Here is a 12,247-nt window from a genome sequence, read left to right on the forward strand (position 1 = left end):
CTCTTACCTGCATCCAATTGCCATAGCGCCTCGACAATGGTGCCGACAGGAAACCCGTGCGCAAACTGATATGACAGAGCAAGCCGGTCCAAGGGACGCACGGCGCTCTGAGATGGTCCCTTTAGACTATTGCGCGCATAAGGGCCAGCCCGGCAAACACCGCGATTGCCGAAAGAAGCACGCTGGATGCCACATAAATCAGCGCCGTGACCGGTTCACCGCGCTCCATCAGCGTGATCGCATCGAGCGAGAAGGCGGAAAAGGTGGTGTAGCCGCCGAGAATGCCGGTGATCAGGAACACGCGCATCTCGGCTGATGCGCCAAATTTTCGCGCGATCACCTCGGCAAAGACACCGATTAGAAAAGATCCCGTAACGTTAACCGTCAGCGTTCCCCAGGGAAAGGATGGCCCGAAGCTGCGTAGCGTCCATAGCCCGACGAGATAGCGGAGTACGGAACCGAGAGCGCCACCGGCGGCAACGAGAAGGATCTGTGTCATGGGAAAATGCCATAGCCGAAACCGGCGAGGCAGGAAAGCCGGCCGTCCATTTTTGGCGCATTTGAAAAGCGTCAGTGGCGGACTGCCGGTGCGGCGGAAAACCATTCTTTAACACGCGATCCCTAATATAGATGCTTCGGGCGGCGCAGCTTTCAAACGGGCATGACATGACGAAACTGAAGTTCAACTTCACCCACTACGACCTCAAGCAGCAGCGCGCCGGCGTGACCATCGAGATCACCCTGTCGGCGGTCGCCAATGTCCGGCTGATGACGGACAACAATTTTCAGCTCTACAAGGAAGCGATGAAGCATCAGTTCGTCGGCGGCGTCGCGCGCAAGTCACCCATCCGTCTTGTCATCCCTCAATCCAGCCACTGGCACGTGGTCGTCGATATGGAAGGTCATCACGGCCATAGCGAATCGAGCATCCGCATCGTCGAGACCGCCGCACCGCCCCGGTTCCAGTCCGCGTCCTGATAGAACGAAAAAACCGCGCCGTGCTTGACGACGCGGTTTATCAATCCATCTGGCCGAGGCTCAGGCCAACCGTTCCGCATGCCATTTCAGATGGTCGTCCATGAACGACGAGATGAAATAGTAGGAGTGGTCGTAGCGCTCATGCAGCCGAAGCGTCAGGCCGATATCGGTTCCCTTGATCGCTTCCTCGAACAGCCAGGGCCGCAGTCCGGTTTCCAGAAAATTATCGGCCTTGCCCTGATCGATCAGGAATTCCGGGAAGCGGGCGCCGTCTTTCACCAGCGCGCAGGCGTCGTATTGCCGCCAGGTGGCTTTGTCCTCGCCGAGATATTTTTCGAAGGCGCCGATCGACCAGTCGGCCGTCGACGGTTCGACGATCGGCGCAAAGGCCGAACAACTCCTGAACCGTTCCGGGTTTTTCAGTGCGATCGTTATGGCGCCGTGTCCACCCATCGAATGACCGAAGATGCCCTGACGGTCCATATCGACGCGGAAATGCTGGCTGACGAAGGCGGGCAGTTCCTCGGTGATGTAGGTGTACATCTGGTAGTTCTCGTCCCAGGGCGCCTCCGTGGCGTTAAGATAGAAGCCCGCGCCCTTGCCCATCTGCCAGTTGGTCAGTTCGTCCGGCACCTCGTTGCCGCGCGGGCTTGTATCCGGGCAGACGATGATCAGGCCGAGTTCGGCAGCCATCCGGCGGTATTCGCCTTTCTCCATCACATTGGCATGCGTGCAGGTAAGACCGGAAAGATACCAGACGACCGGGCAGGGCGCCTTGATCGCCTGCGGCGGGATATAGACCGCAAAGGTCATCTCGGTCTTGCAGGCCTGTGAATCATGCGAAAAGACGCCCTGCATGCCGCCGAACGCGGTGTTCTGGGAAAGGACTTTCAAGCTGTACTCCTTTGAAGCCGGCCGTATCGCTATGCCAGCGACACCGCCGCGTTGACCGCGGCCGCTACCAGCACGGTGTTGAAGAAGAAGGAGACGACCGCGTGCAGAAGATTGATCTTTCGCATGGCGGTCGAGGTGATGGCGACGTCCGAGGTTTGCGCCGTCATGCCGATGACGAAGGCGAAGTAGAGGAAGTCATAGCCGCCCGGTTCCTTGGTGTCCGGAAAATCGAGGCCGTGATTGTCACTCTCGTCTCCGCCTATCTCCAGGCTCCAATAGCGGTGTGCATAATGCATCGCCGCCATCGTATGGATGGTCAGCCAGCCCAGCGTGACGGAGGCGAAGGCGAGTACGAGTTCTATCGCTGTTTCGCTGCCGCCGGCATTCATGGCCAGGAACAGCGAAACGATCGAGATTGTGGCTGTCGCCAGCGTGACGGCGAAGATGATGATCGCCGGCTCGTCGGTGCGGGCTGCATTGCGTTTCAGATAGGCTCCGCTGAGCCTCGGCAGCCGCCCCGCGATCAGGACCAGATAGACGAAGAAGAAGACCACGGCGGCCAGGTTGATTGCCAGTTGCGGTATGACAGCGAGACACACGACAAGGGTGATCAACGCGCAGATGCCGCCGGCGTAAAAGGGCGCGTGGCGGCGATGTACGATCTTCTTTTCTGCGATGGTCATCAATGCTCTCCGGGCGCTCTTGTTTCTACTAGCGCTGTTTAACGCGGCGGCAAAGCCTGTCGAGCGTTTCGAGGAAAGCGGAACGGTCACGGGGCGAAAAGGCGGCATTGTAGCCCTTGCTTTCGCCAGTCTCGCGCAGGTGCGCGCCAAGATCGCGCATGGCGGTCGCCATGCCGATATTCGCCTTGTCGAAGATGCGGCCGGTCGGCCCGGTCACCTGCGCGCCGGCGGCAACGCAACGGCCGGCCAGCGGCACGTCGGCGGTGATGACGATATCGCCGTCGTGCGCACGCTCGGCAATCCAGTCGTCCGCGGCATCGAAACCGGCCGAGACGATGACGTTGCGCACCATCGGATCGCGCGACGGCCTGAGACCCGAATTGGCGACCAGCACGACGGGAAGGCCGTGGCGCTCGGCGACCTTCAATATCTCCGGCTTGACCGGGCAGGCGTCGGCATCGACGTAGATGGTGTTTGTTTGAGGTTCCTGCTCGGACATGGTTCTACAGTCGGCTCGTCGCTGACATCGCCGCATGACCTGGCAGAAGGGCCGGGTCGGGGATGGAAGAGACGCGCGCCAAAAACTGACCGGCAGTGCCGAAACCGCGTCTGATCATTCCATCCCTCGTGTCATCATTTCCTGTACCATTTTTCCGTTGTTGCCTTGGTCGATCCACCATAGGTCCACACGCCTTCCCAATGGCCGTCCGGCTGCTCGAAATACATCGCCACGCCGAAGTTGTCTTTTGCGACATAGCCCACCGACAGCGCGATGTCATCCGGTCCGGCTACGCCCATCTCGAAACGCGTGTCGCTGACGAACTTGGCGCCGAGGCCGGTGCCGATGAAGTTTGAGACGCCGATATTCCAGGTGACGGTATAGGTATCGCCCGTTCTTTTGACCTCGGCCGTTCCACGGTATTCGCTGCCATCGTCGGGATTGTTCCCGACAACATCATAGGTGCCGACCGGATCGGCCATCGCGGCCATCGGGGTCAGAGCCAGTAGAGCCGCGGCAGTCAGGCAACGTATCAGCATAACGATCCTCCCTTATGGATGGCCGCCGCGACCTGGAGCCGGCGCGGCGTTGTTGTGATTGTTACGCTTCCCGGCACTCGAAATCTAAGCCGATTTTTGGGGTAATCCTAGTATATCGCGACGCTGCGGGTACCCTTGCCGATATCATTGAAGATGTTCGTTCTCTCGTAAATACTGGTGAAAATTCAATTTGTATGCACGAGGCTCGTCGCTTGGCGGCTCTTCGGGGTCTGTATCATACAATCGGATCTCCCCCGTCGCGTCAAAACCCACGCGTTGTCCGATACTCACGAGCATGTCTACGGCTTGCTCATCGTCCAGCGCCCAGACGCGCATCGAGAAAACAGCCGCCGCTCCCGCTGTTGTCCCAAAATCAGGGTTGGACGTCGCAATTTCACCGTCGGCAAGTATCGAGAAATGACGGAAAGCTGTTTTTAGCTTCCCGTATCTCAGCCTCAATTTCCAGTCTTTCGGCCAACCGAGCTTCATGGGATCAATAGATTACCACGCTGCGAATGCTTTCGCCCGCGTGCATCAGGTCGAACCCCTTGTTGATGTCGTCAAGCGGCATCGTATGGGTGATCATCGGGTCGATCTGGATCTTGCCCTGCATGTACCATTCGACGATCTTCGGCACGTCGGTGCGGCCGCGCGCGCCGCCGAAGGCGGTGCCCATCCAGTTGCGGCCGGTGACCAGCTGGAAGGGGCGGGTGGAGATTTCCTGGCCGGCACCGGCAACGCCGATGATGACCGATTTGCCCCAGCCGCGATGCGAACTTTCCAGTGCCTGGCGCATGACTTTGGTGTTGCCGGTGCAGTCGAACGTGTAGTCGGCGCCGCCGATCGTGTCGCCGTTGCGCTTGGTCAGGTTGACCAGATAGGGAACGATGTCGTCGCCGACTTCCTTCGGATTGACGAAATGCGTCATGCCGAACTTTTCGCCCCAGGCCTTGCGGTCGTTGTTGATATCGACGCCGATGATCATGTCGGCACCGGCAAGGCGCAGACCCTGCAGCACGTTGAGGCCGATGCCGCCGAGACCGAAGACGATCGCCGTCGAGCCGACTTCGACCTTGGCCGTGTTGATGACGGCGCCGATGCCGGTGGTGACGCCGCAGCCGATATAGCAGATCTTGTCGAACGGTGCGTCGGGGTTGACCTTGGCGAGCGCGATCTCCGGCAGGACCGTGAAGTTCGCAAAGGTCGAGCAGCCCATGTAATGGAAGATCTTGTCCTTGCCGATGGAAAAGCGGCTTGTGCCGTCCGGCATCAGGCCTTGCCCCTGCGTGGCACGGATCGAGGTGCAAAGGTTGGTCTTGCGCGACAGGCAGGAATAGCACTCGCGGCATTCCGGCGTGTAGAGCGGGATGACGTGATCGCCCTTCTTCAGCGACGTGACGCCCGGTCCGACATCGACGACGATACCGGCGCCTTCATGGCCGAGGATGGCCGGGAACAGGCCTTCCGGATCGGCGCCCGACAGCGTGAATTCGTCGGTGTGGCAGATACCGGTCGCCTTGACCTCCACCAGCACTTCTCCGGCGCGCGGGCCGTCCAGCTGAACGGTCATGATCTCCAAAGGCTTGCCGGCCTGAACGGCAACGGCGGCGCGAACGTCCATGGTTGTTCTCCCTCGTATGAATTGGCGCCACAATCGCAGAGTGCGTGATGGCGCTCAAGCCGGAATCGGCTCAGAATCGGTCGGTGATCTACTGCATGTCCTGTAGGACGCGGTTGATCTCCATCTCAAGGGCGGAGATCGCTTTTCCGGTCTGTTCGTGCAGTTTCTTGACCTGCGCCAGCTGGTCGCGCAGCTGACCGGAAATCGTATTGGAAAGATCGTCCTTCGGTGCCTCGCCGATGCCGGCGATCAGCCAGGCCGGCGCTACCCCGAGCACCCCGGCCAGCATGAACAGCCTGTTGGTGCGCGGTTCGGAGCGGTCGCGCTCCCAGGCGGAAATCGTGTCCGTGCGCACCCCCAGCCGGTCCGCCAGATCTTTTGCCGAGAGGTTCATCGCATCGCGCGCCCGCCAGATGCGGCCTCCGAGCGTATCATTGTCGCTTGGCCGGCGAATCATGGCTAAAACTGTATCGGTCGATAAACGCATCGGTCTCTCCTGTGTGCCTTTTTGGGCGTGGATGGGTCGAGTTCCGGGGCGGCCGCATGGTTGCGGTCGGGTTAGTTCATGTTGGCAGTTTATATGGCCGCAGATCCGATTGGACACCCTTCAACGTCAAAAAAGCCGCCAAAAGCGCCTTCGATCCACTGATGGAAAATGGGAAATTCGCCTTGAACACCGCATCGCGCCCGCCCGGCCATACCATCATGCAAGGTCTCGCGATCATGCTTTTCGCCATGATCATCCTGCCCTGCATGGATGCGATCGCCAAATACATGGCGGTCTATCAGGGCATGTCGCCCGGACAGGTGACGTTCTATCGGTTCTTCTTCCAGCTGGTTTCGGTGCTGCCAATGCTGCTGTCGACCGGCGGTCTGCGCGCCCTGAAGCCAAAGCGGCTCTGGTTCAATCTGCTGCGCGGGGTCCTCTTGGCCGCGGCCGCATTGTTGTTTTTCGTCGCGGTCAAATACATGCCGCTGGCCGATGTCTTCGCCATCTATTTCGTCGAGCCGTTCATCCTCACCTGCCTTTCGGCCCTGATTTTGCGCGAAAAAGTCGGCTGGCGACGGTGGATGGCGATCGTCATCGGGTTTGGCGGTGCGATGATCGTCATACAGCCGAGTTTCGAGATTTTCGGATTGAAGTCGCTGCTGCCGGTTTTCTGCGCGTTCCTGTTCGCCTGTTATCTTCTGCTGAACCGGCTGGTTGGCGATGCCGACACCCCTTTGACGATGCAGACGATTGCCGGCATCGGCGGCTCTTTGTTCATGATCGTTGCCATAGCCGTCGGGCACGGTGCCGGTTCGGTGGATTTCGTGCCGTCGCTGCCGCATTCCACGCTCGGCTGGGTTCTGGTGGTCGCTCTCGGCACCATCTCGGGCTATGGTCATCTTCTCGTGGTCAAGGCGTTTCAGGCGGCCCCCGTGTCGCTGCTGGCGCCGTTCCATTATCTGGAGATCATCACCGGCACCGCCCTGGGTTTTCTGATTTTCGGCGAGTTTCCGACGCTGTCGAAATGGCTGGGCATCGCCATCATCGTCGGCTCCGGCCTTTTCATGATCTGGCGGGAGCGCCGGGCGGGGCGAATGGTAAAAATTGAATGAATCCGGCAAGTCTTTGCTAAGGCTTATTCTTTCCGGATTGGAAACAGCTTCGGCCTAGTCTCGATCCAGTTTCATGAGGAAACGGGAGAGAAACGATGGGTGAACTTCGTCTTTCTTATCCGGCATGTGTGATCGCCGGGAAGATGCGCTTGACGACCGATGACATCGGTATTCTGCGCGAGCATGTTTTCGTTCAGGGGCTTGCCTCCTCGCAGGATGCGATGATCTTGCTCGCGATCAACGGTTCCTGCAGCGAAAAATGCGCCGAATGGCATCATTATTTCATCGACAGCATGACGGATTTCATCGTTCGCACCTGCTATCCGCAAGGGGCGATGGACGAATGGAATGCCGATTGGCTGATTGCGATGATCTCGACGCGCGGCGTGGTGAATTCAAGCATCGAACTCGATCTCCTGTTTCACATCATCGACATCTCCACTCAAATTCCCGACAGTCTGTCGATTTTCGCACTGGAACAGATCCGCGTCGCGATGACCGAGGATGTCGGCATCTGGGCCGGGCTTCGCGGCAACCGGCATGGACTGCAGAAGGCAGATATCCTTCTTATCGCCAGGGTCATGAGTGCCGTCGCGCGTTCGCGCGGCAGTCATCTGACGGCGCGCGAGCGCAGGATGCTGGATCAGATCGGCGTTCTGACGGGGGTGCCGGGCGATCATGCGGCAGCGGCATAACGTTCCAAGAAACGGGGAACCGGGCGCGACCGGTTTCCGGCACGATTTGTTCACTCTCTACGGCTAGCGTTCGGCTGACGGTCAATCGGAGGACGCATATGGCGACGCACATTCCGGCGATCGTGCTTCTGGTCATAAACGTCGGCCTTCTGTGGCTTCTGATGGCGGCCCCGCTCGGGCTGCGCACGGTGCGTGTACGCGCGGCATTCCGGGCCGATGCGGACAAGGTGTGGAACGCAGTTTTCCCGCTTGGCCACTCGGCCGACTGGCATCATTCCGTTCTCACCAGCCGCGTTCTGCCGGGCGCTCCCAACCGGGTGCAGCAGACCTATACCCATCTCGACCGGCATGGCCAGCCGATCGTCCGGTCCCTCGATATTACCCAGAAGCTCACCGGGAAGGAATATGACGCCCGCGTCCTCGACGACAGTGCTCTCGACGTATCGTTCTGGAAGGATTTTCGCGAGCGGCGGCGGATCGTGGAGGACGGCGATGCAGTTCACCTGACAATCGAACAGACGGATCGCTACCGGGGCTTTGCCTTTCTGATCTTCCGCCTGTTTGCGTTGCGGCGTGAAATGAAGGCGCTGCGTCAGTGGCTTGAAACAGGGCAGAGCAGGCCGGAACGTGCCGGGTTCGAGCATCCGTTGGTTCAATGCGCTCTGGCGCTGCTGTCCACGCTGCTTCTCTGGCCGTTCTTCGGCCTGACCCGCGATGGCCTGATGTTGTCGGCGCTGCTGACGCTGGTCGTCGCGCTGCATGAATTGGGACACATGGCCGCCTATCGTGCTTTCGGCCACAAGACGGTACGAATGATCTTCGTGCCGTTGCTCGGCGGCATCGCCATCGGTGGCAGGCCCTACAATTCCCTGTTCGAGGTCTCCACATGCGCTCTGATGGGCCCGGGCATGTCGGCATTCTTCATTCCCGTGGCAATCGCTTTGCACAATGCGGGCGGCGAGGGAGCCCTTGCCTTCGTTTCAGGCCCTTCCGTTCTGATTTTCCTGCTGATCCTCGGCGCCTTCAACCTGCTCAATCTCCTGCCGATGAACCGGTTCGATGGCGGCCAGGTGCTGCGGCAGGTGTTTCGTTCACGCTTGAGCCTGATGACGGGGAGCTTCCTTGTCACCCTCATCATTCTCGGGGTGGGTTGGCGCGTCGGCATCTCGTCGCCGGCACTGCTGGCGGGCCTTGCCGTCTTTGCGTTGCTCAGCATGATGGGGCAGGGCGGCGTGAAACCTCGCGATCGTCTGGACGAAATGACGAGTGTCCAGCGGATCGCCAGCGGCCTGGGGCTTTATGCTGCCGTGACGTTGCACGGCTATGCCATCGTCTATGCGATGGACCGGCTGTTCGCCTGAACGGACGGCAGACAGTCGTCTTCATTGACCGTAGGGCCGAAAATATCCTCGAAGGACTGGCGAAGCCTGATGTCGACATCGGTCATCATGACCGGCAGGCCGAGATCGACCAGGCTGGTGACGCCATAGCCGCGAATGCCGCAGGGCACGATGCCGTCGAAATGATCGAGATCGGGATCGACGTTCAGGGACATGCCGTGGAAGCTCACCCATTTGCGCAGACGGATGCCGATCGCGGCGATCTTGTCTTCCGCCATCGCGCCATCGGGCAGGGTGGGGCGCTCCGGACGGCGGACCCAGACGCCGACGCGATCCTCGCGCCGCTCGCCTTTCACGTTCATGCTGCCGAGCGTTTCGATAACCAGGCTTTCGAGTGCTGCAACGAAGGCACGGACGTCCTGCTTGCGACGCTTGAGGTCGAGCATGACGTAGACGACCCGCTGTCCCGGCCCGTGATAGGTGTATTCACCGCCGCGGCCGGTCTGGAACACCGGAAACCGGTCGGGCATCATCAGGTCGGCGGAATCGGCGCTGGTGCCGGCGGTATAGAGCGGCGGATGCTCGACGAGCCAGACGAGTTCATCCGCCTCGCCGGCGGAGATCGCCGCCACTTCACGCTCCATTGTTTCGACGGCCTGCGCATATTCGACCGGCGAGGGCGCGATTCTCCATCGCACCGGCGCAAAACCGTCGGCGGCGAAGAATGTCTTCTCAAGGTTTTCGCGTTGCATGAGCCCGGCAATCCTGTTGATTTGTCGTCTAAATGGTACGCAACAGGCGAAGAGTCCAGCATTCTCAGGGGGTCGGCAAGCAGCCTGTTGAAATAGTTGATTGCACCGTCAACTTTCTGTCATCCTGCCCTTGTGCACCCCAAATGCTTTTGCTACATGCAGCCCCGCTGGAGCAATCCAGCGCCTACCACGGTTGCGGTCGTGGCGGAATTGGTAGACGCGCAGCGTTGAGGTCGCTGTGGGGCAACCCGTGGAAGTTCGAGTCTTCTCGACCGCACCATTTGGCTTCATGCCAAAACAAAAGCCCGCTTTGCAGCGGGTTTTTTTGTGCCCGTATGCCCGTCTTTCGGCCCATATCCCCAACGGAATCAGCGGGTCTTGTCCTGTTTTGCAGAACGTTTTACCGCCCGCTCGCGCTTCAGGCGGGACAGCCGCTGCAGCCAGAAAATGCCGTCGAGCTGGTCGATCTCGTGCTGGAGGCAAATGGACAGTAGGCCGTCTGCTTCCTCTTGCCTCACGTCGCCAAGAAGCGTCTGGTAGCGGACGCGGATCAGGCGGGGCCGGACGACATCGTCGGTAATTCCCGGCATGGAGACGCTGCCTTCGGCATGCGCGGTCGTGTCAGCCGACGACCACACGACCTCGGGGTTGACGTATGTCTTCGGACCGGAGGCGGCATCGAGTTCAATGACCGTCAGGCGTTGCAAAACACCGATATGCGGCGCCGTGATGCCGATCCCCGGTGCTGCTCGCATGGTGTCGAGCAGGTCTGTGGCAAGTGCAGCGAGATCCGCGTCGAAATGCTCGACGGCGGCTGCCGGCATGGCGAGCCGCGGATCGGGAAACCGCAGGATCGGTCGTATGGGCAAGGGCAGGCTCCGTGTTTTCCAGCTGCGCCAGAGCTAAACAATTCATATGATTTTGCAACAGCTTGAGCAAAAATCATCGCGCTATCGGCTGGTTGCTGCAGCGGATGGTGGACCTCATCCGCGTGTTGGGTTAGCAGGGAGTGGCGGTTTGCTTTTTCAAGCTCGCTGCGACCATCGGTCTATGACGCCATCTTCCTGCTCGCCCGGTTTTGCGCCGGCGTCTTGGATGGCTGCAATTCTTTTTGAGGGCGGGCATATGAGCGGTACCGGCGAACAGGACAAAGACCGCAATCCCTCGGAAGTCGACGTCTATGACGGCTCGGATATCTATGCCGAAGACGGATCGGTGCGCTCCGATTACCTGATGCATGTCGGCGCCGCCATCGCTGACCGTGACCTGCTTTATCTCCGCCAGCATGTCGCCCGCCTTCACGCCTCCGAAATGGGTGACCTGCTGGAGTCAATACAGGCGGACCAGCGCCGGGCGCTCGTTTCGCTCCTCGGTGACGATTTCGACCTCTCCGCGCTGACCGAGGTGGACGAGGCGATCCGTCTCGATATCGTCGAGCATCTGCCGAACGAGCAGATCGCCGCAGCGCTTGGCGAAATGGATTCCGCCGACGCCGTCTACATCCTGGAAGACCTCGACCAGGAGGATCAGGAAGAGATCCTCTCGAAGCTGCCGTTCACCGAGCGGGTGCGGCTCAGGCGTTCGCTTGATTATCCCGAAAGCACGGCCGGCCGGCGCATGCAGACGGAGTTCGTCGCGGTGCCGCCGTTCTGGACGGTCGGCCAGACCATCGACTACATGCGCGAGGACGACAATCTTCCCGAGAGCTTCACCCAGATTTTCGTCATCGATCCGACCTTCAAACTGCTCGGCGCGCTCGATCTCGATCGCGTCCTGCGCACCAAGCGCTCGGTCAAGATCGAGACGATCATGCGCGAAACCAACCATCCGGTGCCGGCCGAAATGGACCAGGAAGAGGCGGCCCAGCTGTTCGAGCAGTATGACCTTCTGTCGGCTGCTGTTGTCGATGAGAACAACCGGCTGGTCGGTGTGCTGACCATCGACGATGTCGTCGACGTCATCCAGGAGGAAGCGGAAGAAGACCTGATGCGCCTTGGCGGTGTCGGCGACGAAGAACTGTCCGATTCGATCGGCAGCACGTCGCGCTCGCGCGTGCCCTGGCTCATGGTCAATCTGCTGACGGCGTTTCTGGCCGCTTCGGTCATCGGGTTGTTCGAAGCGACGATCCAGCAGATCGTCGCCCTTGCCGTGCTGATGCCCATCGTTGCCGGCATGGGCGGCAATGCCGGCTCGCAGACGATGACGGTGACGGTGCGCGCGCTTGCCACCCGCGATCTCGATATTCACAACGCCTGGCGCATCGTCCGCCGCGAGGCCGGCGTCGGCCTCTTGAACGGGATGCTGTTCGGGGTGCTGATCGGCATCGTCGCCGGCGCCTGGTTCCAGGACTACAATATTGGCGGCATCATCGCGGTTGCCATGCTGATCAACATGATCGCAGCCGCCCTTGCAGGCATCATGATCCCGCTGCTGCTCGACCGCTACGGGGCAGACCCTGCCGTCTCGTCGGCGGTTTTCGTGACGACCGTGACCGATGTCACCGGCTTTTTTGCCTTCCTCGGGCTCGCTACCTGGTGGTTTCGCATCGGTTGATGTCGGGCGAAAAATTTGACTTTTACGTCAAAGTCAATCAGAGTGCTTCCCACTATCGCAACGGCCTCGATTCAGGCGGGTTGACCGGCGC

At 60.2% G+C, this 12,247-nt stretch carries 15 protein-coding genes and 1 tRNA gene; 6 read left to right on the top strand and 10 right to left on the bottom strand.

The window, feature by feature from the left end; all coding sequences use genetic code 11:
* Positions 1 to 121: 121 nt before the first annotated feature.
* The gene (crcB, locus tag J2Z75_RS00180; protein WP_209845985.1) at positions 122 to 499 is read right to left on the bottom strand and encodes a fluoride efflux transporter CrcB; all 378 of its coding nucleotides are present in this window, start codon (positions 497 to 499) and stop codon (positions 122 to 124) included.
* A 167-nt stretch (positions 500 to 666) separates the two neighbouring features.
* Here crcB and J2Z75_RS00185 point away from each other — a divergent pair, with 167 nt between their 5' ends.
* On the top strand, positions 667 to 978 hold the full coding sequence (locus J2Z75_RS00185) for a DUF1883 domain-containing protein (protein ID WP_209845988.1): 312 nt from the start codon (positions 667 to 669) through the stop codon (positions 976 to 978).
* 60 nt (positions 979 to 1,038) lie between these two features.
* On the opposite strand, the gene fghA is transcribed toward J2Z75_RS00185, so the two are convergent.
* The 7 genes from fghA to J2Z75_RS00220 all read right to left on the bottom strand — a co-directional run bounded on the left by fghA (position 1,039) and on the right by J2Z75_RS00220 (position 5,701).
* Positions 1,039 to 1,872, bottom strand: a complete 834-nt coding sequence (fghA, locus tag J2Z75_RS00190; RefSeq protein ID WP_209845991.1) for an S-formylglutathione hydrolase — start codon at positions 1,870 to 1,872, stop codon at positions 1,039 to 1,041.
* 29 nt (positions 1,873 to 1,901) lie between these two features.
* On the bottom strand, positions 1,902 to 2,555 hold the full coding sequence (locus tag J2Z75_RS00195; RefSeq protein WP_209845994.1) for a DUF1345 domain-containing protein: 654 nt from the start codon (positions 2,553 to 2,555) through the stop codon (positions 1,902 to 1,904).
* A 28-nt stretch (positions 2,556 to 2,583) separates the two neighbouring features.
* On the bottom strand, positions 2,584 to 3,054 hold the full coding sequence (locus J2Z75_RS00200; RefSeq protein ID WP_209845997.1) for a YaiI/YqxD family protein: 471 nt from the start codon (positions 3,052 to 3,054) through the stop codon (positions 2,584 to 2,586).
* A 134-nt stretch (positions 3,055 to 3,188) separates the two neighbouring features.
* Entirely contained in the window at positions 3,189 to 3,593 is a 405-nt protein-coding gene (locus tag J2Z75_RS00205) for a hypothetical protein (protein WP_209846001.1), read from the bottom strand.
* Between the two features lie 144 nt (positions 3,594 to 3,737).
* On the bottom strand, positions 3,738 to 4,082 hold the full coding sequence (locus J2Z75_RS00210; protein ID WP_209846003.1) for a hypothetical protein: 345 nt from the start codon (positions 4,080 to 4,082) through the stop codon (positions 3,738 to 3,740).
* A gap of 4 nt (positions 4,083 to 4,086) precedes the next feature.
* The gene (locus J2Z75_RS00215) at positions 4,087 to 5,214 is read right to left on the bottom strand and encodes an S-(hydroxymethyl)glutathione dehydrogenase/class III alcohol dehydrogenase (protein ID WP_209846005.1); all 1,128 of its coding nucleotides are present in this window, start codon (positions 5,212 to 5,214) and stop codon (positions 4,087 to 4,089) included.
* An 88-nt stretch (positions 5,215 to 5,302) separates the two neighbouring features.
* On the bottom strand, positions 5,303 to 5,701 hold the full coding sequence (locus J2Z75_RS00220) for a helix-turn-helix domain-containing protein (RefSeq protein WP_209846007.1): 399 nt from the start codon (positions 5,699 to 5,701) through the stop codon (positions 5,303 to 5,305).
* Between the two features lie 218 nt (positions 5,702 to 5,919).
* On the opposite strand from J2Z75_RS00220, the gene J2Z75_RS00225 reads away from it, so the two are divergent.
* From J2Z75_RS00225 to J2Z75_RS00235, 3 genes are all read left to right on the top strand, one after another.
* Positions 5,920 to 6,816, top strand: a complete 897-nt coding sequence (locus J2Z75_RS00225) for a DMT family transporter (protein ID WP_209848641.1) — start codon at positions 5,920 to 5,922, stop codon at positions 6,814 to 6,816.
* A 149-nt stretch (positions 6,817 to 6,965) separates the two neighbouring features.
* Positions 6,966 to 7,511 (top strand): hypothetical protein, encoded by a 546-nt coding sequence (locus J2Z75_RS00230; protein WP_209846009.1) that lies wholly within the window; start codon positions 6,966 to 6,968, stop codon positions 7,509 to 7,511.
* Between the two features lie 98 nt (positions 7,512 to 7,609).
* Positions 7,610 to 8,872, top strand: a complete 1,263-nt coding sequence (locus tag J2Z75_RS00235; RefSeq protein ID WP_209846011.1) for a zinc metalloprotease — start codon at positions 7,610 to 7,612, stop codon at positions 8,870 to 8,872.
* Here the strand turns inward: J2Z75_RS00235 and lipB are convergent.
* A complete protein-coding gene (lipB, locus tag J2Z75_RS00240) occupies positions 8,845 to 9,603 on the bottom strand; it encodes a lipoyl(octanoyl) transferase LipB (protein ID WP_209846013.1) in 759 nt (252 codons plus the stop codon). The genes J2Z75_RS00235 and lipB overlap by 28 nt on opposite strands.
* Before the next feature lie 195 nt (positions 9,604 to 9,798).
* Between lipB and J2Z75_RS00245 the strand changes: the two genes are divergently transcribed.
* A tRNA-Leu gene (locus tag J2Z75_RS00245) sits at positions 9,799 to 9,883 on the top strand.
* 88 nt (positions 9,884 to 9,971) lie between these two features.
* On the opposite strand, the gene J2Z75_RS00250 is transcribed toward J2Z75_RS00245, so the two are convergent.
* The gene (locus J2Z75_RS00250) at positions 9,972 to 10,472 is read right to left on the bottom strand and encodes a peptide deformylase (protein ID WP_209846015.1); all 501 of its coding nucleotides are present in this window, start codon (positions 10,470 to 10,472) and stop codon (positions 9,972 to 9,974) included.
* A 256-nt stretch (positions 10,473 to 10,728) separates the two neighbouring features.
* Between J2Z75_RS00250 and mgtE the strand changes: the two genes are divergently transcribed.
* Positions 10,729 to 12,156, top strand: a complete 1,428-nt coding sequence (mgtE, locus tag J2Z75_RS00255; protein ID WP_209848643.1) for a magnesium transporter — start codon at positions 10,729 to 10,731, stop codon at positions 12,154 to 12,156.
* Positions 12,157 to 12,247 lie beyond the last annotated feature (91 nt).

Origin of the sequence: Rhizobium herbae (assembly GCF_017873135.1) — a bacterium.
GTDB lineage: Bacteria > Pseudomonadota > Alphaproteobacteria > Rhizobiales > Rhizobiaceae > Pararhizobium > Pararhizobium herbae.

Coding starts and splice junctions, on each gene's coding strand:
- lipB (WP_209846013.1), bottom strand. CDS start 9,603: ATGCAACGCGAAAACCTTGAGAAGACATTCTTCGCCGCCGACGGTTTT.
- J2Z75_RS00185 (WP_209845988.1), top strand. CDS start 667: ATGACGAAACTGAAGTTCAACTTCACCCACTACGACCTCAAGCAGCAG.
- J2Z75_RS00215 (WP_209846005.1), bottom strand. CDS start 5,214: ATGGACGTTCGCGCCGCCGTTGCCGTTCAGGCCGGCAAGCCTTTGGAG.
- J2Z75_RS00210 (WP_209846003.1), bottom strand. CDS start 4,082: ATGAAGCTCGGTTGGCCGAAAGACTGGAAATTGAGGCTGAGATACGGG.
- J2Z75_RS00200 (WP_209845997.1), bottom strand. CDS start 3,054: ATGTCCGAGCAGGAACCTCAAACAAACACCATCTACGTCGATGCCGAC.
- J2Z75_RS00235 (WP_209846011.1), top strand. CDS start 7,610: ATGGCGACGCACATTCCGGCGATCGTGCTTCTGGTCATAAACGTCGGC.
- crcB (WP_209845985.1), bottom strand. CDS start 499: ATGACACAGATCCTTCTCGTTGCCGCCGGTGGCGCTCTCGGTTCCGTA.
- J2Z75_RS00220 (WP_209846007.1), bottom strand. CDS start 5,701: ATGCGTTTATCGACCGATACAGTTTTAGCCATGATTCGCCGGCCAAGC.
- J2Z75_RS00195 (WP_209845994.1), bottom strand. CDS start 2,555: ATGACCATCGCAGAAAAGAAGATCGTACATCGCCGCCACGCGCCCTTT.
- J2Z75_RS00205 (WP_209846001.1), bottom strand. CDS start 3,593: ATGCTGATACGTTGCCTGACTGCCGCGGCTCTACTGGCTCTGACCCCG.
- mgtE (WP_209848643.1), top strand. CDS start 10,729: ATGAGCGGTACCGGCGAACAGGACAAAGACCGCAATCCCTCGGAAGTC.
- J2Z75_RS00225 (WP_209848641.1), top strand. CDS start 5,920: ATGCAAGGTCTCGCGATCATGCTTTTCGCCATGATCATCCTGCCCTGC.